The following is a 21,955-nucleotide window of genomic DNA, read 5'->3' on the forward strand; positions in this document are numbered from 1 at the left end:
GTGCGCCGGTGGTCGATGCGGGTCCCACCCCGCCGCGGAACGCGGGCGGCGGGGTGGGACCCGCGGTGGTGCTGCGCCTACTTGACGGCTGCCAGCAGCGGCTCGATCTGGTCGATCGCGTACGGGATGGACAGGACCGTGTTGAAGGAGAAGGCCGCGCCGATGTCCGGGTCCTGGTACGGCACGAAGAGGTCACGCTTCTCCTGCTGGACCTTCAGCTTGGTGTAGAGCGGCTCGGCCTTGATCCGGTCGTTGGCCTCGGTGCTGGAGGTGACCCAGACGAGCCGGTCGACGTCGAGCACGTTCAGCTTCTCGGCGCTCAGTTCGGCGACGTTGTAGCCCGGCTTGGCCAGGGAGTCGATCTCGGGCTTGAGCTTGAAGCCGAGCTCGGAGAAGAAGATCGACTTGGGGTCGGTCTTGGTGAAGGCGGAGTACTTGCCGGCCTCGAAGCTGTCGGCCACGGCGAGGGTCTTCTGCGCGAACTCGGGGTGCTTGTCCCGGACGGCCTTGAAGCGGGCGTCGATGTCCGTGATCAGCTTCTCGGTCTCGGCGTCCTTGCCGAGCGCCTTGCCGATCTGCCGGGTCATGACCTGCCAGGGCGCGCCGTAGTCGGGGTGCTCCTTGGGCTGGGCGACGACCTTGGTGAACTTGGAGAGCGTGTCGTACTGCTCCTTCTTCATGCCGGAGTACTGGGCGATCACCAGGTCGGGCTGGAGAGCGGCGATCTTCTCCATGTTGTACTCGTCGCGCTCACCGACGATCTGCGGCTGCTCGGACCCCCACTTGTCCTTCGTCCAGGGCCACTTGCCGTACGGCTTCTCCTTGAACCAGTCCACCGAGCCGACCGGCTTGATCCCCAGGGCCAGCACGGCGTCCTGGTCCGAGAGGCCGAGCGTGACGATCTTCTTCGGCTCCTTGTCGATCGTCGTGCTGCCGTACTTGTGCGCGACGGTCACCGGGAAGGCCGCGGCGGCCTTCGAGGCGTCGCCGGAACCGGCCGACGGCTTGGACTCCGTCTTCTCGGTGCCGCCCCCACAGGCGGCCAGAGCGAGCGCGGCGACGGCGGCGACGGCCACGCGGGGGATGTTTCTGGCGAACCGCGCGAGCGCGGGACGTGCTCCAGTGGACACGTATGTTCCTTTCACGGGGGTTTCACGGTGCGTGCCACGACCGCCGTGCACGACGGCGTTGCGGCGGGCGGGGCGTGTGTGGGGGTGGCGTTTCGGGGGGCCTGGGACGGTCGGCGGGGCCCGGGAGCGGGCTCCTAGCGGGCCGTGCCGATCCCGTCCGCGACGGGCCGGAGGTCGTCGGGGTCGCTCTGCGGGCGCCGGTCGACGATCGAGTCGAGGATCTCGCCGACCCGGATCGCGGTGTTGGAGAGCAGCGACGAGGTGATGCCGTGGGTGTGCTCGGTTCCGCCCTGGAGGTAGATGCCGCACCGCAGTCCGGGGTCGGTGGCGAGGCGGTAGTCCCGCTCGACGCGGACGCGGCCCTGGTCGTCCCGGTGGCAGCGGTCGCCGACCTCACCGAGGAGGCCGAGGGGCTCCGCCTGGCTGTAGCCGGTGGCGTAGACGACGACGTCGGCGTCCAGGGTCGACTCCTCGCCGGTGACCAGGGACGTGACGGTGGCGTGGACCTTGCCGTCGGCCTCCTTCACACCGGTGAGGCGGGAGACGTTGATGAAGCGCAGCCGCTCCTTCCCGAGGACCTTCTCCTGGTACGCCTGCCGGTAGAGGTCGTCGATCAGGTCGATGTCCACCACGGAGTAGTTGGTGTTGCCGTGGTAGTCCATCAGCTTGCGCTTGACGGCGTCGGGAGCGGTGAAGTACTCGTCGACCGCGGCCGGGTCGAAGATGCGGTTGGCGAAACTGCTGTCGTCGGCGGGGCTGTAGCCGTAGCGGGAGAACACCGCGCAGATCTCGGCCTCGGGGAAGCGGCGGTGCAGGTAGGCGACGTTCTCGGCCGCGCTCTGGCCGGCGCCGACCACGACGAAGCGGGTGGGGTCGGCGCCCTGCAGGCCCTCGACCTTCGCCAGCAGTTCGGAGTTGTGCCAGACGCGGTCCGTGCGCTCGACGCCTTCCGGCATCAGGGGGCGCAGTCCGGTGCCGATGACCAGGTTCCGGGCCCGGTGGACCACCGTCTCGGAGCCCGAGCGGGCCGTCACGTCGAGGTACTCGATCACGCCGTCCCGCACGACGGGCTCGACGGCGACGACCTCGTGGCCGTAGGAGACCATGTCGTCGACCTTCGCCGCCGCCCACTCGAAGTAGTCGTGGAACTCCACGCGCAGCGGGAAGAGGTTCTTGTGGTTGACGAAGTCGATGAGGCGGTCCCTGCTCTGCAGGTAGCAGAGGAAGCTGTACTCGCTCGCCGGGTTCCGCAGCGTCACCAGGTCCTTGAGGAACGACACCTGCATGGTCGCGTCGTCGATCAGCATCCCGCGGTGCCAGCCGAAGCCGGCCTGGCGCTCGAAGAAGTGAGCGGTGACCGCCTCCTGCCTGCCGACCCGCGCGTTGTGCTCGCTGAGCGCTATCGCCATGGCCACATTGGACGGCCCGAAGCCGATTCCTATGAGGTCGTGGACCAGAGGGGCGTCGCCAGGATGAACCTGAGACATGTCACTCCCATCGTGCGGGACAGCCGCTTGTGAGGCGTGGGGGAATACGAGGCGTCGGGCACGCCGAGAGCGCCGCCCAACCAGAACTTAGGTGAGGCTAACCTGATCTCGACGCGCTTGTCGAGATGGTTGAGCGAGGTCCCTGGCCGAAAATCGCCCTCAACAGGCTTCAAAATCCCACCTGTTGCCAACTTAGGTAAGCCTTGCTTTACTTGGCGCCGGTCAGTCGCTCTCTCGAGGAGGATCCCCATGCGGGTCGTCATGTTCGGTTACCAGACCTGGGGGCATCGCACCCTGCAAGCTCTCCTGGAGTCCGAGCACGACGTGGTCCTTGTCGTGACACACCCGAAGAGCGAGCACGCCTACGAGAAGATCTGGAGCGACTCCGTCGCCGAACTGGCCGAGGAGAACGGCGTCCCCGTCGCCATCCGGAACCGGCCCGACGACGAGGAACTGTTCCAGCTCCTCAAGGAGGCCGACGCGGACATCATCGTGGCCAACAACTGGCGCACCTGGATCCCGCCGCGCATCTTCAACCTCCCCCGTCACGGCACACTCAATGTCCACGACTCCCTGCTACCCAAGTACGCCGGCTTCTCACCCCTGATCTGGGCGCTGATCAACGGCGAGTCCGAAGTGGGCGTCACGGCCCACCTGATGGACGACGAGCTCGACGCGGGCGACATCGTCGTCCAGCGGGCGGTCGCCGTCGGTCCGACCGACACGACCACCGACCTGTTCCACAAGACGGTCGACCTCATCGCACCCGTCACGATCGGCGCGCTCGACCTGATCGCCTCCGGCCAGACCGAGTTCACCCGGCAGGACCGCTCCCAGGCCAGTTTCTTCCACAAGCGCGCGGAGGAGGACATCCGGATCAACTGGGACTGGCCCGCCGACGTCCTGGAGCGCCTGGTCCGCGCCCAGTCCGCCCCGTACCCGGCCGCGTTCACCTTCCACAAGGGCAAGCGCCTCGAAGTGCTGTCCGCCGTGGTCTCCGAGGGCCGCTACGGAGGTACCCCGGGCCGGATCTTCTACGGCGAGGGCGACGGCGTCGTCATCGTCGCGGGGGCCGACGCACGCACCGGCCGCAACCACGGCCTGGCCATCACTCGCGTCCGTACCCAGGAGGGGAACGAGATGGGCGCGACCGAGTACTTCACCTCCATGGGCGGCTACCTCTCCAGCCGCCCCTGACGATCGGATCCGCATACATGCGTACCGCACGGCCGCGGCACTACCTCATGTGCCCGCCCACCCACTTCGACGTGGTCTACTCCATCAACCCGTGGATGGACCCGGCGAAGCCCGTCGACACCCAGCTGGCGATCGACCAGTGGGAACGTCTGCGCGAGGTCTACCTGAGCCTCGGGCACACCGTCGACGTGATCGACCCCGTGCCGGGGCTGCCCGACATGGTCTTCGCCGCCAACGGAGGCACCGTCATCGACGGCCGCGCGCTGGTGGCCCGGTTCCGCGACGCCGAGCGCATCGCCGAGGGCCCCGCCTACCACGCCTGGCTGCGCGACAACGGCTTCCCGGAGCTGCGTACGGCGGCCTTCGTCAACGAGGGCGAGGGCGACTACCTCCTCACCGGGGACTGGCTGCTCGCCGGCACCGGCTTCCGCAGCGATCCCCGATCGCACGACGAGGCGCAGGAGTTCTTCGGGCGTCCCGTCGTCGGGCTCACCCTGGTGGATCCGAACTACTACCACCTGGACACCGCGCTCTCCGTACTGGACGAGAACACCATCGCCTACTACCCGCCCGCGTTCTCGCCCGGGAGCCTCGCGGTGCTGCGGCGGCTGTTCCCCGACGCCCTGATCGCCACGGACGAGGACGCGGCCGTGTTCGGTCTCAACGCCACGTCCGACGGCAAGCACGTGGTGCTGCCGCACAACGCGACGGCGCTGATCGAGCAGCTCCGCGACCGGGGCTTCGACCCGATCGGAGTGGACCTGTCGGAGCTCCTCAAGGCGGGTGGCAGCGTGAAGTGCTGCACGCTGGAGCTGCGCAGCGCCGGCTGAGCCGGCTGACCGCCGAGGGGCCCAGCCGGTCCTGGGCCCCTCGGTCGTCGGTGCCGCGCGGGGAGAGCTTCCCGCGCGGCACCACACGGCAGGGGAGCGGAACCCGGCTACGGCTCGATCAGTCCGACGCGTATGGCGTAGCGGGTGAGTTCCAGCCGGTCGCGCAACCCCAACTTCTGCAGCAGGTTGGCCCGGTGGCGCTCGACGGTCTTCGCGCTGATGAAGAGCAGGTCGCCGATCTCCTTCGAGGTGTGCCCCTCCGCGACGAGTTTGAGGATCTCCTCCTCCCGGTCCGTGATGGCCTTGTCGGGCAGTGGCCTGCCCTGCTCGGCCCGGTCCAGGTACCTGCGGATCAACGCCGTCTCCGCGCCGGGGTAGATGAAGGGTTCGTCGCGCATGGCGGCCCGGCATGCCTCGACGAGATCGCGGTCGGCGACGGACTTGAGCACATAGCCGCTCGCGCCTGCCTTGAGCGCCTCGAAGAAGTACTGCTCGTTGTCGTACATCGTGAGGATCAGGATCCTCACCTGCGGCTGGAGGCGGCTGAGTTCACGGGCGGCCTGGAGGCCCGTCTGCCGGGGCATGGAGATGTCGAGAACGGCCAGATCGATCGGCTCGGTCCGGGCGATGGCGACGGCCTCGGCTCCGTCCGCCGCTTCGGCGACGACGGTGAGATCGGGCTCGGCGTCGAGGATGAGACGGACCCCGCCGCGCACCAACGCGTGGTCGTCCGCCAGCAGGATGCGGGTGGAGCCGGTCGCGGGCATGCCGCCCCCGGTGGAGCCTGCCGCGGACACGCCGCCCCTGGTCGAGCCGGTCGCGGGCAGGGCGCCCGACGTGGAGTCCGCCGCGGTCATGCCGCCCTCCCCTTCGCTCCGCCCGTGGCGTCGAGGCGGACCTCCGTCCCTCCGCCCACGCCGGGACCGATCGTCAGATCCGCGCCGATGAGCAGGGCGCGCTCCCGCATTCCCCGGATACCCGCTCCTTCGGCGACCCGGCCGATCCCCCGGCCGTCGTCCCGGACCAGCAGTCGCACTCCGCCCTGGGGCAGCGCGCTCAGGTGGAGGTCGACGCGGCTCGCCCCCGAGTGACGCGCCGTGTTGGTGAGCCCCTCCTGAGCGACGCGGTAGAGGACGAGTTCGGTCTCCGGGTCGAGCTGCGGAAGCCCGGATCCGACATGGGGACGTACGGTCAGTCCGCGGGTCGAGAACTCGGTGGCGAGGGACCTGAGCGCGCTGAGCAGGCCCAGCTCCTCCAGGACTCCGGGGCGCAGGCGGCGAGCGATGCGCCGGATCTCGTCGAGGCTCCCCCGGGTCGTCTCCTGTGCCTGTCGCAGCTCGTCCCGGAGCGCGGTGGGCGCGTGGTCGGCCGAGTGCTTCAACTGGAGGAGGACGGCGGTCAGGGTCTGCCCGACCTCGTCGTGGAGCTCCTGCGCGATGCGCTGGCGCTCCGCCTCCTGCGCGGACAGGACGCGGGCGCTGCTGGTGGCTCGTTCGGCCTCGAGACGGTCGAGCATCGTGTTGAAGGTCCGGGTCAGCTCGGCCATCTCGCCGTGGCCCGTCACCTCGGGGCGCCTGCCCGGCTTGAGGAGGTCGACGGTCAGCATCGCCCGGGTGAGCCGCTGGAGGGGCGCGAGGCCGACCCGGAGCAGGAACGCGTTGACGATGAGCATCGCGATCAGCCCGGCCACGAGCACGACGGCCTCACCGAGCAGCACGGGGGTGGAGACGGTGACAGGGCCGAGCAGAAGGAGAACCGCGACGACGAGGACGGCGGCGTTCAGCAGAAAGATCCGCCAGTACAGCGACACGATCCAGCCTCTCCCGGTCGGCTCCCCGCCTGTCCGGCCCGTAGCACGTTCGTCCCGCGGGCACCCGAGGCCCCGCGGCGGGGCCCAGATCCCCGATCCATCCTCATCAGTGTCCCAGGACATGTCCATCCGTGCCGACACCCATGTCCACGCCGTCCGCGCGGACGATCCCCGTTCCGGAATCGGCCCCTGCACACGGACCCCGCTCCCCCGACCGGGGCGCCTCGGCCGGGGTCGGCTCGGACGATCGGACCGGCGTGGCGCACGTCAGCGAGGGTGCCGGGCACTGGGCTGCCGGATCGGGGCTTCGCGTCCACAATGGAAGAGGACGCGGCTCGTGCGCCGACCTGGAGGGGGCCGCTATGAGTCCTCATGCAGACGACCGACAGATCCTCTCGGAGATCGAGCAGGGTCTCATACGCGACGATCCCCACCTCGCATCGCTGTTCGGGACCCTGGACCCGCGGGTTCCGCAGGTACCCGAACAGGAGTCGGACGACGAGGGCGTACGTCCACGCCGGGACCGCCGCGTGGTCGTGGCGATCGTCCTGGCCGTGATCGCGATCGTGGCCCTGCTCCTCACCATGATCTGGACCGCTTCCCCGGCCCCGCCCGCGGACGACACCGGGCCGGGCCCGCTCACCCTGTCCCTCTCCGTGCCCACGCGGACGTAGCCCCTGTGCGGGCGTCCCCTCACGCCGACGGGGCGGGAGAGTCCGCGGTCGGTGACCGCGCGCTCTCCCGCCCCCGACCCCGCGCGTGGCTTGCGCGTGGCCGTCGTCCCGTACCGGGAGCGGTCAGGCGGTGTGGAGGGTCAGTCCGTACCGTCCGAGGATCTCGTTGACGGGCTGGAACCACGTCTCACCGCCGGAGGAGCAGTTGCCCCAGCCGCCGGAGGTGACGCCCTGGGCCTGGTCCCCGCTGATGAAGGAGCCGCCGGAGTCGCCGCCTTCGGCGCACACGCTCGTCTTCGTCATCTGGTGCACGGCGCCCTGGCTGTAGTTGACGGTCTCGTTCTTGGCCAGGACGGTTCCGCAGTGCCAGCGGGTCGTGGAGCCCGAGCGGCAGATCGACGCGCCGACGGGTGCTTCGGCGGAGCCGCGGACGAGCCGGTCCGGCACGGTTCCCCAGCCGAGTACCACGGGCACCGTCCACCAGCCGCTGTGGATGCTCACGTAGGCGTAGTCGTCACCGGGGAAGGAGGAGCCCTGGAAGGTGCCCATGGCGGAGCCGTCCCAGCCTCGGACGGCGGCGCCGGCCCTCCCGCAGTGTCCGGCGGTGACGAACCCCCCGTGCACGGAGAAGCCGATGGAGCAGCGGACGTTGCCGGTGTAGTACGGGTCGCCGCCCACCGTGCCCGCCGCGTAGGTCCGCGGAGCCTCGGCCGTCTCGACGACGGTCACCGGACCCGTCGCGCGGGCCTCGGCGACGAAGGCGCCGACGGCGGGCTCCGCCCGGGCGGTGCGAACCACCGTCAGGACCACGCTGTTGGACCTCGGGTCGACGTGCCAGCCGGCGACGCCGGCGGGAGCGGGGAGCGCGTCCAGACGGGACTTGGCGCGGTCGAGCGCGGCGGCACTGTGGCGTACGAGCCGGGTGTCGGCGCCCAGTTCGCGTACGCCGGCCTCCTCGCTCCGGTCGGTGAGGGCGACGACGAGCCGTCCCGTGGTCGCCTCGAACCACGCTCCGCCGTAGGAGCGGCCGGCGATCCTTCGTGCGTCGTTCTCCACGCGTGTCGCCGCCGCCTCGGCCCGTAACCGCTCCTCGGCCTGATCCCGGGTCAGGCCTAGGTCCTGTCGCATGGCGTCGAGGAGTCCGGCCGACGCCGTTGGCGGGTCGGCCGTGGGGGTGGCGCTCGCGGTGCCCGACTGGGCGCCGCCGAGTCCGACGGTGAGCATCAGGGCCGCGACGGCGGCGCGGAGGGCGGATGTGCGTCTCACGGGGCCTCCTGGTGAGAGGGATCGGAACCTCCTGAGAGCGCTCTCACAGAGCGCCGCGACCACGCTAGCGGGCGATCCTTGTCAGGTCCATACCAACGCGGGGTGGGGTCGACCGCCCACGCTGGGCTCACCCACCCACGAGGGCCTGCCCGTCGCTTGACGGTCAGCGCGATCGGACGACGCGGCTCAGGAGCCGCCCCCCTTCCCTTCGGCCACCCGCTCCCAGGCGGCCGTGAACATCTCGTGCAGCGGCGCCGTCGGCAGGATCCGGCCGAAGGGGGACCGGATCGCGTCGCCCCACAGCGGGCGCACCTCGTGCGACGCCAGCTTGACCGTCTCCAGCGGCAGATGCGGGGCCTTCAGTTCGGTCCACTCCCCCGGCAGGAACACCGTTCGGCCGGCCCTCGCCCGCTTGGCCTCCACCACCGCGCCGGTGGCGAGCAGCTCCTTCCTGACCTCTCCGTGCCTCTTGGCCGACCAGCCGTTCCACCGGCGGACGTTGCGGTCGGTGGGCGCCGCGAGGGTCGCCACCTGGAGGTACAGCGCCGCCGCGTCCGTGCCGACGGCCAGTTCCCGCTCCACCCTCCTGACCAGTTCCGGACAGGACCGCCGCGGATCGGCCTCGTACGCGCCGACCGGCACGGCCCCCGAGCAGGCCCGCCGCATCATCCGCTCCAGGCCGCCACCGGGCAGCAGCGGCGCCACCCGGTTCAGTTCCTCGGTCAGGTCGGTGACCTCCCTCACCCGCGGCCACACCTCCGGATCGGTCACCGCCGCGGGCCGCAGGAAGGAGGCGCCGCCGGGCGCGCACACCACGAGAGGTCCGGAGTCGTACGCGGTGACCGGGACCGGACCTTCTTCCTTGCGGCGGTCCATCGACACACGGAGCCGCGCGGGGCCGAACCGCTCGGCGATGCTCGCAGAGGTGTCCTGGACCCGTCCGCCGGGCAGCGGCAGCACGAGCTCCGGACGGCCCAGCTCGGCCCGCAGCCGCTCGTACAGGGCCATCGCTCCCGCCACCGCGGGGTCGCCGACGGGCCGGTCCGTCCACGCCCACACCAGCGCGCCGGCGATCCTGTCGACCGGGAGGCCCACCGGGGTGCCGTAGGGCAGCTCGGGTCCCGCCGGTGGCACGGCCCGGACCTCGACCCCGATGCCGCGGGGAGTCGCCGACAGCTCCCAGTCGGCCGCCTCCACGGTCGCGTCCTCGGCCGCCTCGTACCCGCCCGCCAGCCTGCGGGCCCACACGTCGCCGAGTCCCAGGTCGGCCTCCAGGGCGTCGGCCGTGTCGTCGTGCACGGCGGGCAGCCCGCCGAGGATCCGCCGCCAGACGCCGGCCATCCGTTCCACCGCCGCCTCGACACCGCCCGGGCACCACAGCTCCGCCGGGTCCTCGGGCAGGGCCGCCGCCAGGACGGCTCGCCGGCCGGCGGTCCCGAGCCGCTTGTGCAGTCGCTCGTACGCCTCCACCGTCATCGGGGTGGCCTTGTACGGAGGCTTGCGCGCCAGTGCCCGGTCCTCGTCCCGGCCGCTCCCGCCGACCAGCCCGGCCACCACGAGCCGGGCCACCGCCCGTCGCACACCCGTCAGTTCGGCGAAACGCGCGGCCGCCGACTCCGGGAGCGGGACCGGTCCGTGCGCCTCGATCGCCGCCACCACGGCCCGAAGCCGGGTCGCGTCGTCCCGCTCCACTCGGACGTGGCGCGCCTCGGGAAACGCCGCCGGTACCGGATCGGTGTCCCCCTCGGCCGCCGCGGGTGCGGCGAACCAGAACCCCGCCCCGGTACCCCGCACCGCCGCGGACGCCGCCGGGACGCCCGCCTCGCGCAGCGCGTCCAGCGCGTCGGGGCCGGACGTCCGGCCCACCCACCAACAGCTGTCCGGACGGGCGAACGGCTGGTCGGCCCAGGTGTCCAGAAGAGCGAGCAGGGCGGTCCGGTCCTCCTCGGAGGTGGGTGCCACCGCCGCTCGCCACGCCGCGGCGTCGATCGCGCCCAGCAGCTGTGACCAGTCGTTCGGGGCCGCGGGCGGAGAGAGCCTGCGCACCTCCTCGACGATCGTCCCGGCCAGGCAGGCACCGTCGGCGGCCAGGGCGCTCAGTGTCGCCGGAAGGACCACGTCCGGGGTCCTCCCCCACCGGTCGCGCACGCGGTCCGAGACCAACCCGGCCAGGGCGCCCATCAGTTCGGTGTCCGGCGCGGCCCGGCGCGGCGCGCACGGCGGTGCCTCGGCGAGCAGGGTGACGCGCCGGTGCAGAGCGCGCCGCCGCTCCTCCACCCGTGCGGCGCGTCGGACCACCGCCACGACGGCGTCCGTCAGGACCGGGTCGCCGAGGTCCGGCAACTCCCGTTCCACGGCCACGCGCAAGGACTCCGCGCCGTCGAACGCCGCCGCCAGCAGGGTGTCCGTCGTCCGTCGTCCCACCGACCGCAGCGCCCGGGACCCGGCCGCGTCCCGGGTCCGCAGCAGGTACCAGAAGGCCGGCGGCAGGGCGACGCCGCCCGACGCGGTGGCCCGCCGGGCCGGGCGCGCCCACGGGTGGCGCGGGGAGCGGTGCCCGTCCTGCTCCCACAGCAGGGATCCGTCGGCGGTGTACGCCCGCACCCCCGTCCGGGTCTGCGCCTCGGCGAGGACCACGTCCTCCGCCGCGCCCTCCGGGGGCGCCCAGAGACCCCAGGGCTCCTGCCCCGGGCGGTCGATGGTGAACCGTGCCGTGCGCCCGTCCACGCTCTCCACCAGGAAGTGGTCGGGCGCGTGATCACGGTGCCGGGTGCGGAACAGCACCCGGGTGCCGACGAGCCCGTCCCTGCTGCCCAGCGGGGAGTCGGCGAGCGCGGCGGGCAGCGGCGCCAGGTGCAGGGCCTCCACCGCCAGGGTCATGCCTTCCTCGGACTGCCTCGCGGCCGGATCGGCGCCCGCGGCGCGCCCCGGGAAGTCCGGCAGGGGCGTGGCACCCCGGCACTCGCCGGTGACCGGATCCACCGCCTCCCACGGCCGCCGCCCGTACACGGCGTTGGTCCAGATCCGGGAGCCGTCCCCGAGTTGGAGTTCGTCCCGGTCGATGCCCTGGGTGCCGCCCGGTCGCAGGACCCCCTTGCCGCCGTGCCGCCCACCGCCGTCGGCGGTCTCGAACTGGAAGCCGTACGCCCCGTCCAGGCTTCCGCCGAACGGCACGAGGCCGCCGAGTTCGTCGGGGGTGAACGGCTCGTCGGGACGGTCGGCCCAGAAGGCGGTGTCGCAGTGATAGGGGCCGGCCTCAATGGTCCAGCTCACCAGGAAGGACCCGCCCACGTAGTGGACGGCGAACATGCTCGCCTCCCCCGGCACCGTGAACCGGCAGGAGCCCCGCACCCCGTCCGGCGCGACGGCGACGGCCCGGTCCCGCCCGAACACCGTCAGCACCGGCCAGGTGGACGTGACACCGGCCACGCCCGGCAGCGGCGCGTCCTCCTCCTCGGGCCCGGCGTCGGCCGCGAACTCGGCGTACACCGACTCCAGTGCGGGCCACGCCAGTTCCTCCGGGAGCCCGGCCGCGAGCGAGCGTCGCAGCGCGCCCGAGGCGCCGGCCTCCCCGAGGGCGTCGGCGATGCCTCCGAGCGCCTGCACCGTCAGCCGGTCCAGGAGGGTCTCCAGCTCCGCCAGGGCCTCTTCGGCCCCGGCCATGCCGCCGCCTCCGACCGTGTCGACGAGCCTGCCGACCCGCGCCGCCACTTCGTGGGCGATGCCCTCGTTGCCCGGCAGCAGGGTCACGGCCGAACCGGGCCGCCGTCGGCGGGCCGTGAACGCGTCCGGCAGCAGGTTCGCGTGGACGGTCCCCTCCAGCCTGCCGCCGAAGACCGGGTCCGCGGCCAGCGCGGCGAGGTCCCGGCGGGACCGCTCGCCCCAGAAGCGCATCCGGATCTCCGGGCCGGGATCGACGACCGTTCCCCCGGCCGCCAGCACGGCGTCCAGCACGTCCGCGTCGAAGCCCTGGTAGTGGTGCCGGGTGGTGTGCAAGGTCACCGGCGCGTCGGCGGCTCGCAGACGCGGCCCCAACCGGCCCACCAGATCGAGGAGTTCCGCCGGCAGCGGCTGCCTCGCGACCCCTCCGCCCGACTGGGCGGCGTACTGGTACATGTGCACGACGTGTCCGACCCAGTGGTGAAGCCCGCCCTGCGGGACCACGCGCCCGGTCTCCATCGCCTCCGTCGCACCACAGGCGATCAGCATCCGAAGCCAGGCCCCGCCGTCGGTCGCACCGGCGGGGAAGACCTCCACCAGCCCGGCCGAGACGGCGTCCGTCGGCGGATGGGCGCGCAGGACCTCGGCCGCCGCGGTGAGCAGGCCGTCCGGCACGGACTTCTTCCGGGTGACGGACAGGATCGCTCCCACCAGCCGGGCGACCTCCTCGTCCCCGTGCCCGGCCGCCCTCGCCGATGTCCGTACCCGGCGCACGAGATCGGCCGGCAGGTCGGCGGGCGAGCCCGCCCAGGCGGTCAGGAAGGCCTCCAGGGCCGCGTGTGCCGCGGCCGGCTCCGACGTCTCGGCGAGGAAGCGCTGATGGGCGCCGAACTCCTTGACGGGCATCGCCCCGCCACGGGCGAAGAGCAGCGCGTTGGCCCGGCGGTAGCCGGGGTCCACGGGCAGCCCGTGCCGGGCCTCCGCCTCCCGCGCCGCCGCGTACGCCCGGCCTCCCGGCCGGCTGCCGTAGCCGATGAGCCGGTGGCCCACGGTGTCCCAGAACCACGGCAGGTGGGCGGGCGGCAGCCGCCGCGCGCGTACGACCATGGCGTCGACGATCCGACCGGGCTTGTTCCGGGACCGGTTGAGCTCGGAGTCCATGGCGTCGATCAGGTCGCGCGCCGTCCCGGCCGCGTCGGGGGCGTGGGTGGCGGCCCAGTCGGCATAGGTCGTCGAGGCGTGGACACCGGCGGTGGGCAACAGGGAGGCGAGCGAGATGATCACGCGTGGATCGTCGCATGCTCCACCGACATCGCCCGCGCCCGATTTCCGCGGGCGGGGGCGGAGGCGCCCGAGCCGGCCGGGTGTGGCGTTCACCCCGTCCGCCCCGCTTCCTCGGTGGCGCCGCGGCATCCGGGGCCCGCCCCGGCCGCACGGAGCCATGCGTCGGCGCCGTGGGACCGTGCGCCGGCTCTGTGGAGCCGGCGCACGGCTGGTGCGCGGTTCGGCGGTCGTCGCGAGTCACGCCGGTTTCTCGGAGCGTGCCCGGGCTCGGCGCCAACGGCGTCGGGGCTGGTCCGGGAGCCAGCCGAAGGCGAGTGAGCCGCCGACGAGGCCGAGGAGCATGCCGACGAAGAACCCTCCGAGGTTCGACGTGACCCAGGTTCCCAGCGAGGCCAGGACCGCGACGATCGAGTAGAACAGCCGCTGGCGCGGGTTGAGGACGATGAGGACGCCGGACAGGATCATGATCACCGGCAGGACGTATCCGACGAGGCTGTCCGCGCCCGCCGTGAGGATGACGGAGATGCTCGCCTGCTGGGTGAGGAGGATCTCTGCGCCGCCCAGGGCGACGGCGAGGCCCGCTCCGAAGGGGCGGCGGTGGCGCCATCGGCGGAACGTCCGCCAGGGGTGGCGGCCGTTCGGGACGCGTGGTCCCGCGCCCGCGGGTTCGAGGGTGGTCCCCGACCCGCTTGTCATGGTCAGCAGCCCCTCGAACGGAAGCTCATGTGCAGATCGGGCAGGGTGAACCGGGTCGCGGTGGTGGCGTAGTTGGTCTGGCGTACGTCCTTGATCGTGACCGTGTCCGCCTGCTGGCCGAAGACCCCGAGCGGCCCCTTGACCGGGGGTTTGTCGAAGGTGCTGGCGTCCCCTCCGATCTCGATGTTGTCGAACGCGGCGAGCTTGCCGGAGATCTCGGTGGAGTCGGTGGTCAGCCCCGACGCCTTGACCGGCGTGCCCCTGTTGCCCGCCGTGATGTGCAGGTACGTGCCGCCGAGTTCCACGCTCTGGCAGAGGTTGGTGAGTTCCGCCTCGCGGATCGCGGTGATGATGACGAGGACCTGGCCGCCGGTGTCGCCGGCGTTGGGGCTGCCCTCGGGCATGTTGTCCAGGCCCCCGAACTGGCCGAAGCCCCTGCCCTGCAGGGTGTCGGCCGTCACGGTGAACGGCATGCCGGAGATGGCGAACTGGGCGGCGAGCGCGCCCTGTGCGGTGAGGACGACGAGGGTGGCGGCGAGCGCGAAGGCGGGGGCGCCCAGCAGGGCCGCGCGCCGGAGGCGGACTCTGCCGCGCCGCTCGGAGCCGTCGCCCGGGTCGGGTAAGGAGGAGATGTCCTTGGGGTCTTCGGACAGTGCCATGAGGTGCTCCTGACATGAGTGAGGAAACAGACCTGTGGCGGCGATGTCCTGGCGCGGACGGTTCCCCAGCCTGCCCGGGTCTTCCTCGGACTCGTGCCGAGGCGGCGTGCCGCAGGGAACCTCTCGGACCGTACGCCCGTCATTACTCCCGAGTCAACTAGTGTGCGAATAGCCGGTGTTGACCAGGTGACCAGTGATACCCACGGGGTACTCAGGGACGCGCGAACGGCGACACGACGACATGCACCAGGATGTCGAGCAGCCGCGGGAGCTCCGCCGTCCGGTCCTCGTCGACCGCTCGGTGCACCGCCGCGTGCACGGCACCGACGACGGTGGCGATCAGCTCCTCCCGCTCCACGCCGGACGGAGCGGGAGGCGCGTCCACGAAGAACCGGTGGAAACCGGCCAGAAGTTCGGCGCGGGCCCGACGCCCGGCCGGCCCGGTCGACTCGATCTCCACCACCATCCTCGCGAAGGCGGGCGTCTGCCCCAGGAGCGTCAGCATCACCCTGAGCCCGGCCCGCACGGCCGCCGCCCACTCCGCTCCGCCGCCCGCCTCGTCGTAGGCCTCCTGCATGGCCCCCACCACCACCCGCGTACCCCCGCGGTACGCGGCCAGCACGGCGTCCTCCTTGCCCGTGAACAGGGCGTAGAACACCGGCCGGGTCACGCCGGCGGCGGCGCAGATGTCGCTGATGCGGGCACCGCCGTACCCGTTGGCCGCGACGGTACGGGCCACTCCGTCGAGCAGCCGCTCCCGCTGCCGCGAGGCGACCTGCTCGGGCGTCAGCCGACGCGGCCCCGGCCGCAGGGAGCGTTCCGGTTCACGGCCCGTACGGGCTCCCGGCAGGATCTGCCTCTCCTCGGTCCGGCGAGCGCTCTTCATCGGCCACATCCCCCCGGGGCTGTTGACGTCGCATACTCGGCAGGTTTACAACCCTGATGGGTTTTCCTCTCGTGTGTCCGGTGGAGTGCTCCGCGGCACGGGACCGTCTCCACCACCGCACACCGCACGGCGTATCTCGCTCCTCCGTGTATCACGCTCCTCCGTGTCCCGCGACACCGCTCCGCCGATCCGTGGCGCCGGATCGGCCCGGCGGCGATCGCGTCCCGCTCGCACGACCGCACGAGCCGCGTTCCCCCGATCGGCGTTCTCCGCCGTGCCGCACCCCACGCTGCCCCGGCCTCGCCGTGACTCCCCCGCTCCTCCTCACACCGCTCCCCCTCACCCACGCCCGCCGTTCCCCGGCGGCGGACGCCGCCGGGAGCCGTGCCCGGCGCTGTCCGGCATCGCCGCCGGACGGCGCCGGGCTCCCTCACCATCACCGCTGGACGAAAGGAACCCCCACCATGAACAAGCGAGCCCTGTTAGCCACCGCCGGTGCCGCCGTGGCCGCCGTCCTGGCGGCCACGTCGGCCGCCACCGCCGCCGGCAGCGTCCTGACGACCGGCAGCGCGAGCGGCCCGGCCGTCGCCGTCGGCGATGTCGTCACCGCGGCGCTGTCCTCCGGCACGACCGCGAAGATCGCCACGACCTCGGGCGGCAGCACCGGCATCACCTGCAACGCCTCCGGCTTCTCGGCCACGGTGACCAGCAACCCCGCGGCGCCGGGCACCGCCACCGAGACGCTCAACTCCCACACCCTGAGCAGCTGTACGACCAACATCTTCGGAGCCACGGGCGTGCGGAGCATCACGGTCGACAACCTGCCGTACAGCACGGCCGTGACCTCCGGCGGGACGCTCTCGGTGAGCGCGGGGAACACCGGACCGATCCAGACCACGCTGAAGATCAACACGGTCCTGGGCGTGACCACGTGCGTCTACCGGGCCACCGGACTGACCGCCTCTCCGTCGAACAGCGACAACTCGCTCACCTTCACGAACCAGCTGTTCACCAAGGCGAGCGGGCCGGGTACCTGCCCGGCCAACGGCTACTTCTCGGCGAAGTACGGCCCGGTCCAGGACTCCACGCAGGGCGGAGCCCCGGTGTTCGTGAACTGAGCCGGTCCGTCCGCACCCCCTGAGACCGCGCGTGCCCCGGGCCGGGCCCGGCCCGGGGCACGCGTGGCCGGGCGCGGGTCCGACACCGGAACAGGAGGTCAGCGACCGGCGTCGAGCACCGCGCGCAGGGTCTTCGCGAAGTCCGCGGGAGCGCCCTGTTGGCCGAACTCCCCGCCGAGGAATCCGCCGTGGTGACTCGGGAACACCGTCAGTTCGGTGCCGACCCCGGTGGCGATCTCCGCCGCGGCACGGGCGGGGAACTCTCCCTCGGACTCCTCGCCGGCCGCGATGACCACGCGCGTCGGTGCGGCCCGCAGCGCGTCGAAGTCGGGACGGTAACCCGTGCAGCCGCGCATGTTCTGTCCCAGCAGCGGGTCGTCGCGCGAGCCGTCGTCCTCGGTCGGCAGCCCGAAGTCGGCCGGGGAGGGGGCGGGCTCGTCGGCCCAGTTCGCCGGGAAGGGACCCTTGCGGCTCGCCACCGCGAAGAACTTCGCCATCGCCGGCCCCATGCCGTCCCGCAGATAGGTGGCGCGCACGTCCTCGCAGACCTCCAGCGCGGCCTCCCGGTCCGGGAGCACCTGCGCCGTCGGAGGCTCGTGCGCGACCAGGGTCCGCACCAGGTCGCCGCGTTCCGCCACCAGGGCGAGGGCGTTGACCGCCCCGCCACTGCTCGCGAACAGATCGACCGGCCCCGAGCCCAGCGCCTCGATGACTCGCCGCAGGTCGTCGGCGTGCTCCTCGGGTGTGGACTCCGGCGCGCCGTCGGTACGCTCGCTGCGGCTCACGCCCCGGGGGTCGTAGGTCACGACGACCCGGTCCGTGAAGTGCGACGCCAGCGTCGCGAAGCCGCCGGCGTCCATCGGCGAGCCGATCATGAACAGCGGGGTCCGCCCGGTCGCCGCTCCGTCCGCGGCGCTCCGGACGTCGTAGCGCAGGATGGCGCCCTCGGCCTCGATCGTGCGGGTCTCGACGTCAACCATGCCCGTTCCTCCCATGTGACGGTGTCAGGGGTGCAGACCGTCGCCGCGTCGGGAAGTCATCGCTCGCCCGGGAACCTCCCGGCACGAGTCCGGCAGGTCCGGTGGTCACGAGGCCGTGCGGACGACGTCCGTCACCTTGCATTCCACCGTGCCGGTGACCTGGGACAGGCTCTGCGCACGGCCTTGTGAGACCTGGCCCGGCGCCAGGTGGTCGACGGTCGTGCCGGCCTCGGCGACGCGGTCGCCCGAAGGCGCCACGAACTCCACGCCGACGAGGTAGTCGCTGGGCTTGCCGCTGCGGTTGGTGACCGTCACGTCCGCATGCGGCCACTTCGTGACGGCGTCCACCTGGCAGGCGGTGATGCGTACGTCGCCGAGCGGCCCGTCGGGGTCGTCACCGCCCGGGTCGTCGACGGAGAGGACCAGGGCCACGATTCCGCCGACGAACAGGAGCGCCAGCACGACGAGGACGATCAGGGTCGTGGTCAGGCAGGAGCGGCGCCCCCGCCGCGGGCCGGGCGGAGGCGGCTCGGCCGCCCATCGCGGACCGTCGGCGGGAGCCGTCATGGTGTCCTCTCCGTCCTCGCCGCGCCCCCTGCGTAAGCCCCCTGTCTTCCGTTTCGCTTCCAGAATGCTCCGGGATGCCTCCGTCGGCACGCCGGGCCCGGTTCCGGGAGCCCACGACATGGCGGCCCGCAGGCCGGGCTGGACGGTGGAGGCCACCACCTCGGCCCTGCCGCTCGCCTCGGGTGATCGGCGGTGTCGGTAGGTTGGGGACCATGCCGTATGTCCGTAACCGTGCCGGTGCCCGCCCCTTCGGCCGCGGTCGGCGTCGCCTCGCCGTCGTCGCCGCCGTCCTGACCCTCGTGCCGCTCGGGGCATGCGGCAGAGGCGACACCGCGGCAGCTCCCTCGTCGCCGCCCCCCGCGCCTCCGCGGGCCTCCGCCGGCGGGGCCGCGGCACAGAACGTCGGCGCGCGGCTGCGGGAGCTGGAGCGCAGGTACGACGCACGGCTGGGCGTGTACGCCGTCGACACCGGTAGCGGTCGTGAGGTCGCGTACAACGACCACGCCCGTTTTCCCTACGCGTCCACCTTCAAGGCCCTCGCCGCGGGCGCCGTGCTGCGCACGTCCACCGCGGCCGGGATGAGCGAGAAGGTCACGTACTCACGCGACGATCTGGTGGCGCACTCCCCCGTGACCGAGCAGCACGTGGGAACGGGGATGACCCTGGACGCGCTGTGCGAGGCGGCCGTGCGCCACAGCGACAACACCGCGGCCAACCTCCTGCTCGATCGACTCGGCGGGCCCCGAGGGCTCGACGCGATGCTCGACGAATGGGGCGACCAGGTCACCCGGATGGAACGCCGTGAGCCGGAGCTGAACGAATGGGCGCCGGGTGCCACGCGCGACACCAGCACGCCCGAGGCCCTCGCCCGGGACCTTCGCGCCCTCGTCCTCGGCCCTGTGCTCGGGCCCGCCGAGCGTGCCCGGCTGACGACGTGGCTGAAGTCGAGCACCACCGGCTCGGAGCTCGTCCGGGCCGGTACGCCGCAGAGTTGGGTCGTCGGCGACAAGTCCGGCGCGGGCAGCACGTACGGCACTCGGAACGACATCGCCGTCGCCTGGCCCCCCGGCCGCGCCCCCGTCGTCCTGGCCGTGATGTCCAACCGCCACGCGAAGGAGGCCCGTTACGACAACGGGCTGATCGCCGACGCGGCCGCCGTCGTCACCGAGTCCCTGTCATGACAGGTGTGAGCGAAGGGATACGCGACGCGTCCCTGGTCGCCGTCCCCGCCGGACGGGTCACGCTGTCGGACCGGCGGACGCGGCGCCGTTGGACCGTGGAGGTCGCCCCGTACGCGCTCGGGCGCTTCCCGGTCACGCAGGCACGCTACGCGGAGGTCACCGGGGAGCGGCCGAGCACCACCCACGGGGAGCGGCTGCCCGTCGAGGGGGTGTCCTGGTGGGACGCGGTGCGGTTCTGCAACGCCCTCTCCGAGCGCGAGGGCTTCGCCCCCGCCTACCGCCTCGACGACGACGCCGAGGGCGACGGCGTCGAGTGGGACAGGTCGGCCGACGGATACCGGCTGCCGACCGAGGCCGAGTGGGAGCACGCCTGCCGCGCCGGTTCGGACGGGCCGCGTCACGGGCCCCTCGACGAGATCGCCTGGTACCGCGGCAACTCCGGGGAGCGGCTGCGCGAGGTGGGGACCAGGAAGCCCAACGCGTGGGGTCTGCACGACATGCTCGGCAACGTCTGGGACTGGTGCTGGGACGTCTACGACCCCGAGGTCTACGGCTCCTACCGGGTCCTGCGCGGTGGTGGCTGGTTCGACGAGCACTGGTCCTGCCGGGCGTCCGCGCGGCGCCGCAGCCACCCGACGTTCCGCGTGGACGACGTGGGCTTCCGTGTCGCCCGCTCCGTCGTGGGCTCCGCCCCCGGTCCTGTCCCGGGCTCCGTCGCGCGCTGACCGCCACCACGAACGCCCCGGCCCTCACCGCCCCGAGCCACCTCGTCGCTCGTCACCTCTTCGCCTCTTCACCTCGTCAAGGAGCACCTCCCCATGCCGTACGCCGATCTCGTCCTCCGCTCCGGCGCCGTCCTCACGATGGATCCCTCGTCGCCTCGTGCCACGGCTCTGGCCGTCGCCGGCGACCGGATCGTGGCGGTCGGTCGCGACGACGAGGTGCGGAAGCTGGTCGGGCCCGGTACGCGGGTGGTGGATCTCTCCGGGCGCGCGCTGCTGCCCGGGTTCCAGGACGCGCATGTGCATCCGGTGTACGCCGGGCTGGAGTTGGGGGCCTGCGACCTGTCGGGGACCACGGACCTCGGCGAGTACCGGCGGCGGATCAGCGCCTACGCGGCCGCCCATCCCGAGCGGCCGTGGATCACCGGCGCCGGCTGGTCGATGGAGAGCTTCCCCGGCGGACTGCCGACCCGGCGGATGCTCGACGAGCTGGTGCCCGACCGTCCCGTGCTCCTGTCCAACCGTGACCACCATGGCGCCTGGGCCAACACCCGTGCCCTGGAGCTGGCGGGGGTGACCGCCTCGACCCCCGACCCGGCCGACGGCCGCATCGAGCGCGAGCCGGACGGCACCCCGTCGGGCATGCTGCAGGAGGGCGCGGTCCTCGTCGTCAGCCGGGTCGTGCCCGCGCCCACCGCGCGGGAGCTGCTCGCCGGACTCGAGCGCGCCCAGCGGCTGTTGCACTCGTACGGCATCACCGCCTGGCAGGACGCGATCCTCGGCTCCTACGGCGGCCACCCCGACGTCTCCGGGACCTATCTGGAGGCCGCCGAGAGCGGTCTGCTCACCGCCCGCGTCAACGGCGCGCTCTGGTGGGACCGCGACGCCGGCGCCGAGCAGATCCCGCACCTCGTGGAGCGCCGCGAGACGCTGCGCCACGGCCGCTTCCGGGCCGGCTCGGTGAAGATCATGCAGGACGGCGTGGCCGAGAACTTCACGGCCGCCATGACCGCTCCGTACCTCGACGCCTGCGGCTGTGTCACGGGCAACGCCGGGCTGAGCTTCGTCGACCCCGTCGCCCTGCGCCGGTACGTCACCCAGCTCGACGCCCTCGACTTCCAGGTGCATTTCCACGCGCTCGGCGACCGGGCCGTCCGTGAGGCGCTCGACGCCGTCGAGGCCGCCGGACGGGCCAACGGCCGACGCGGCAACCGCCATCACCTCGCCCATCTCCAGGTCGTGCACCCCGAGGACATCGGCCGCTTCGCACGGCTCGACGCGGTCGCCAACGTCCAGCCCCTGTGGGCGGCCCACGAGCCGCAGATGGACGAGCTGACCATTCCCTTCCTCGGCCCGGAACGCGCCGGCTGGCAGTACCCCTTCCTGGATCTGCACCGAAGCGGCGCGCGGCTGGCGGCGGGCAGCGACTGGCCGGTCAGCTCCGCCGCTCCCCTGGAGGGGATCCACGTCGCCGTCAACCGGGTCGAGCCGGGCCGTGATCCCGAGCGGATCTTCCTGCCGCACCAGCGGCTCGACCTCACGACGGCGCTCACCGCCTACACGGCAGGCTCCGCGTACGTCAACGGACTCGACGACACGGGCACACTGCGACCGGGTGCGCTGGCGGACCTGGCCGTGCTCGACCGTGACCCCTACTCCGTGCCGGCCGCGGAGCTGGCGGAGCTGCGAGTGGAGGCCACGTACGTCGGCGGGGAGTGCGTCTTCGAGGGGTGAGCCGGCGCGTCAGACGCTCACGTCCCGATGGGTGGGCCGGCGTGTCAGACGCTCGCGCCCCGATGGGTGGGCCG

General features: G+C 72.6%; 18 protein-coding genes. 7 read left to right on the forward strand and 11 right to left on the reverse strand.

The features are described 5' to 3' along the window. Window positions 1–77 precede the first annotated feature (77 nt). Window positions 78–1,130: an iron-siderophore ABC transporter substrate-binding protein gene (locus AB0D99_RS28460; RefSeq protein ID WP_362368314.1), complete on the reverse strand. Its 1,053-nt coding sequence runs from the start codon at window positions 1,128–1,130 to the stop codon at window positions 78–80. A gap of 134 nt (window positions 1,131–1,264) precedes the next feature. Then, window positions 1,265–2,617 (reverse strand): SidA/IucD/PvdA family monooxygenase, encoded by a 1,353-nt coding sequence (locus tag AB0D99_RS28465; RefSeq protein WP_362368317.1) that lies wholly within the window; start codon window positions 2,615–2,617, stop codon window positions 1,265–1,267. 249 nt (window positions 2,618–2,866) lie between these two features. Between AB0D99_RS28465 and AB0D99_RS28470 the strand changes: the two genes are divergently transcribed. Both AB0D99_RS28470 and ddaH read left to right on the forward strand, forming a co-directional pair. After that, window positions 2,867–3,814 carry a methionyl-tRNA formyltransferase gene (locus tag AB0D99_RS28470; RefSeq protein ID WP_362368320.1) on the forward strand — a complete coding sequence of 316 codons (948 nt, stop codon included), beginning with the start codon at window positions 2,867–2,869 and terminating at the stop codon, window positions 3,812–3,814. Between the two features lie 17 nt (window positions 3,815–3,831). Next, window positions 3,832–4,644, forward strand: a complete 813-nt coding sequence (gene ddaH, locus AB0D99_RS28475) for a dimethylargininase (RefSeq protein WP_362368323.1) — start codon at window positions 3,832–3,834, stop codon at window positions 4,642–4,644. Window positions 4,645–4,751: 107 nt separating this feature from the next. On the opposite strand, the gene AB0D99_RS28480 is transcribed toward ddaH, so the two are convergent. Together AB0D99_RS28480 and AB0D99_RS28485 are read right to left on the reverse strand one after the other, a co-directional pair. Next, window positions 4,752–5,411 carry a response regulator transcription factor gene (locus tag AB0D99_RS28480; RefSeq protein ID WP_362368376.1) on the reverse strand — a complete coding sequence of 220 codons (660 nt, stop codon included), beginning with the start codon at window positions 5,409–5,411 and terminating at the stop codon, window positions 4,752–4,754. Between the two features lie 86 nt (window positions 5,412–5,497). Further along, a complete protein-coding gene (locus AB0D99_RS28485) occupies window positions 5,498–6,454 on the reverse strand; it encodes a HAMP domain-containing sensor histidine kinase (RefSeq protein ID WP_362368326.1) in 957 nt (318 codons plus the stop codon). Window positions 6,455–6,816: 362 nt separating this feature from the next. On the opposite strand from AB0D99_RS28485, the gene AB0D99_RS28490 reads away from it, so the two are divergent. Continuing rightward, on the forward strand, window positions 6,817–7,128 hold the full coding sequence (locus AB0D99_RS28490) for a DUF3040 domain-containing protein (RefSeq protein WP_362368329.1): 312 nt from the start codon (window positions 6,817–6,819) through the stop codon (window positions 7,126–7,128). Window positions 7,129–7,251: 123 nt separating this feature from the next. On the opposite strand, the gene AB0D99_RS28495 is transcribed toward AB0D99_RS28490, so the two are convergent. The 5 genes from AB0D99_RS28495 to AB0D99_RS28515 form a co-directional block, all read right to left on the reverse strand. Beyond that, window positions 7,252–8,394, reverse strand: coding sequence for a S1 family peptidase (locus tag AB0D99_RS28495; protein ID WP_362368331.1), 1,143 nt, complete (start codon window positions 8,392–8,394; stop codon window positions 7,252–7,254). A gap of 186 nt (window positions 8,395–8,580) precedes the next feature. Then, complete coding sequence (locus tag AB0D99_RS28500) at window positions 8,581–13,338, reverse strand: hypothetical protein (protein WP_362368333.1); 4,758 nt, start codon at window positions 13,336–13,338, stop codon at window positions 8,581–8,583. A gap of 237 nt (window positions 13,339–13,575) precedes the next feature. After that, on the reverse strand, window positions 13,576–14,034 hold the full coding sequence (locus AB0D99_RS28505) for a DUF6114 domain-containing protein (protein WP_362368336.1): 459 nt from the start codon (window positions 14,032–14,034) through the stop codon (window positions 13,576–13,578). Window positions 14,035–14,036: 2 nt separating this feature from the next. Further along, entirely contained in the window at window positions 14,037–14,693 is a 657-nt protein-coding gene (locus tag AB0D99_RS28510) for a DUF6230 family protein (protein WP_362368339.1), read from the reverse strand. A 211-nt stretch (window positions 14,694–14,904) separates the two neighbouring features. Next, on the reverse strand, window positions 14,905–15,579 hold the full coding sequence (locus AB0D99_RS28515) for a TetR/AcrR family transcriptional regulator (protein ID WP_362368342.1): 675 nt from the start codon (window positions 15,577–15,579) through the stop codon (window positions 14,905–14,907). Window positions 15,580–16,043: 464 nt separating this feature from the next. On the opposite strand from AB0D99_RS28515, the gene AB0D99_RS28520 reads away from it, so the two are divergent. Continuing rightward, on the forward strand, window positions 16,044–16,697 hold the full coding sequence (locus AB0D99_RS28520; protein ID WP_362368345.1) for a Tat pathway signal sequence domain protein: 654 nt from the start codon (window positions 16,044–16,046) through the stop codon (window positions 16,695–16,697). Between the two features lie 98 nt (window positions 16,698–16,795). On the opposite strand, the gene AB0D99_RS28525 is transcribed toward AB0D99_RS28520, so the two are convergent. Together AB0D99_RS28525 and AB0D99_RS28530 are read right to left on the reverse strand one after the other, a co-directional pair. Further along, window positions 16,796–17,677 (reverse strand): alpha/beta hydrolase, encoded by an 882-nt coding sequence (locus tag AB0D99_RS28525; RefSeq protein ID WP_362368348.1) that lies wholly within the window; start codon window positions 17,675–17,677, stop codon window positions 16,796–16,798. Window positions 17,678–17,782: 105 nt separating this feature from the next. After that, a complete protein-coding gene (locus AB0D99_RS28530; RefSeq protein ID WP_362368351.1) occupies window positions 17,783–18,244 on the reverse strand; it encodes a hypothetical protein in 462 nt (153 codons plus the stop codon). Between the two features lie 212 nt (window positions 18,245–18,456). Between AB0D99_RS28530 and bla the strand changes: the two genes are divergently transcribed. The 3 genes from bla (at window position 18,457) to AB0D99_RS28545 (ending at window position 21,881) form a co-directional block, all read left to right on the forward strand. After that, a complete protein-coding gene (gene bla / locus AB0D99_RS28535; RefSeq protein ID WP_362368354.1) occupies window positions 18,457–19,425 on the forward strand; it encodes a class A beta-lactamase in 969 nt (322 codons plus the stop codon). Window positions 19,426–19,430: 5 nt separating this feature from the next. Then, complete coding sequence (locus AB0D99_RS28540) at window positions 19,431–20,150, forward strand: SUMF1/EgtB/PvdO family nonheme iron enzyme (protein WP_362368357.1); 720 nt, start codon at window positions 19,431–19,433, stop codon at window positions 20,148–20,150. A 93-nt stretch (window positions 20,151–20,243) separates the two neighbouring features. Beyond that, window positions 20,244–21,881: an amidohydrolase gene (locus AB0D99_RS28545; protein ID WP_362368359.1), complete on the forward strand. Its 1,638-nt coding sequence runs from the start codon at window positions 20,244–20,246 to the stop codon at window positions 21,879–21,881. The last annotated feature ends 74 nt before the right edge of the window (window positions 21,882–21,955 follow it).

The organism is Streptomyces sp. NPDC047971 (assembly GCF_040653355.1).
Lineage (GTDB): Bacteria > Actinomycetota > Actinomycetes > Streptomycetales > Streptomycetaceae > Streptomyces.

Excerpts from the sequence above, each read along its gene's own strand:
- AB0D99_RS28465 (WP_362368317.1), bottom strand. The coding sequence starts at position 2,617 with ATGTCTCAGGTTCATCCTGGCGACGCCCCTCTGGTCCACGACCTCATA.
- AB0D99_RS28470 (WP_362368320.1), top strand. The coding sequence starts at position 2,867 with ATGCGGGTCGTCATGTTCGGTTACCAGACCTGGGGGCATCGCACCCTG.
- ddaH (WP_362368323.1), top strand. The coding sequence starts at position 3,832 with ATGCGTACCGCACGGCCGCGGCACTACCTCATGTGCCCGCCCACCCAC.
- AB0D99_RS28480 (WP_362368376.1), bottom strand. The coding sequence starts at position 5,411 with ATGCCCGCGACCGGCTCCACCCGCATCCTGCTGGCGGACGACCACGCG.
- AB0D99_RS28490 (WP_362368329.1), top strand. The coding sequence starts at position 6,817 with ATGAGTCCTCATGCAGACGACCGACAGATCCTCTCGGAGATCGAGCAG.
- AB0D99_RS28505 (WP_362368336.1), bottom strand. The coding sequence starts at position 14,034 with ATGACAAGCGGGTCGGGGACCACCCTCGAACCCGCGGGCGCGGGACCA.
- AB0D99_RS28510 (WP_362368339.1), bottom strand. The coding sequence starts at position 14,693 with ATGGCACTGTCCGAAGACCCCAAGGACATCTCCTCCTTACCCGACCCG.
- AB0D99_RS28515 (WP_362368342.1), bottom strand. The coding sequence starts at position 15,579 with ATGAAGAGCGCTCGCCGGACCGAGGAGAGGCAGATCCTGCCGGGAGCC.
- AB0D99_RS28520 (WP_362368345.1), top strand. The coding sequence starts at position 16,044 with ATGAACAAGCGAGCCCTGTTAGCCACCGCCGGTGCCGCCGTGGCCGCC.
- AB0D99_RS28525 (WP_362368348.1), bottom strand. The coding sequence starts at position 17,677 with ATGGTTGACGTCGAGACCCGCACGATCGAGGCCGAGGGCGCCATCCTG.
- AB0D99_RS28530 (WP_362368351.1), bottom strand. The coding sequence starts at position 18,244 with ATGACGGCTCCCGCCGACGGTCCGCGATGGGCGGCCGAGCCGCCTCCG.
- bla (WP_362368354.1), top strand. The coding sequence starts at position 18,457 with ATGCCGTATGTCCGTAACCGTGCCGGTGCCCGCCCCTTCGGCCGCGGT.
- AB0D99_RS28545 (WP_362368359.1), top strand. The coding sequence starts at position 20,244 with ATGCCGTACGCCGATCTCGTCCTCCGCTCCGGCGCCGTCCTCACGATG.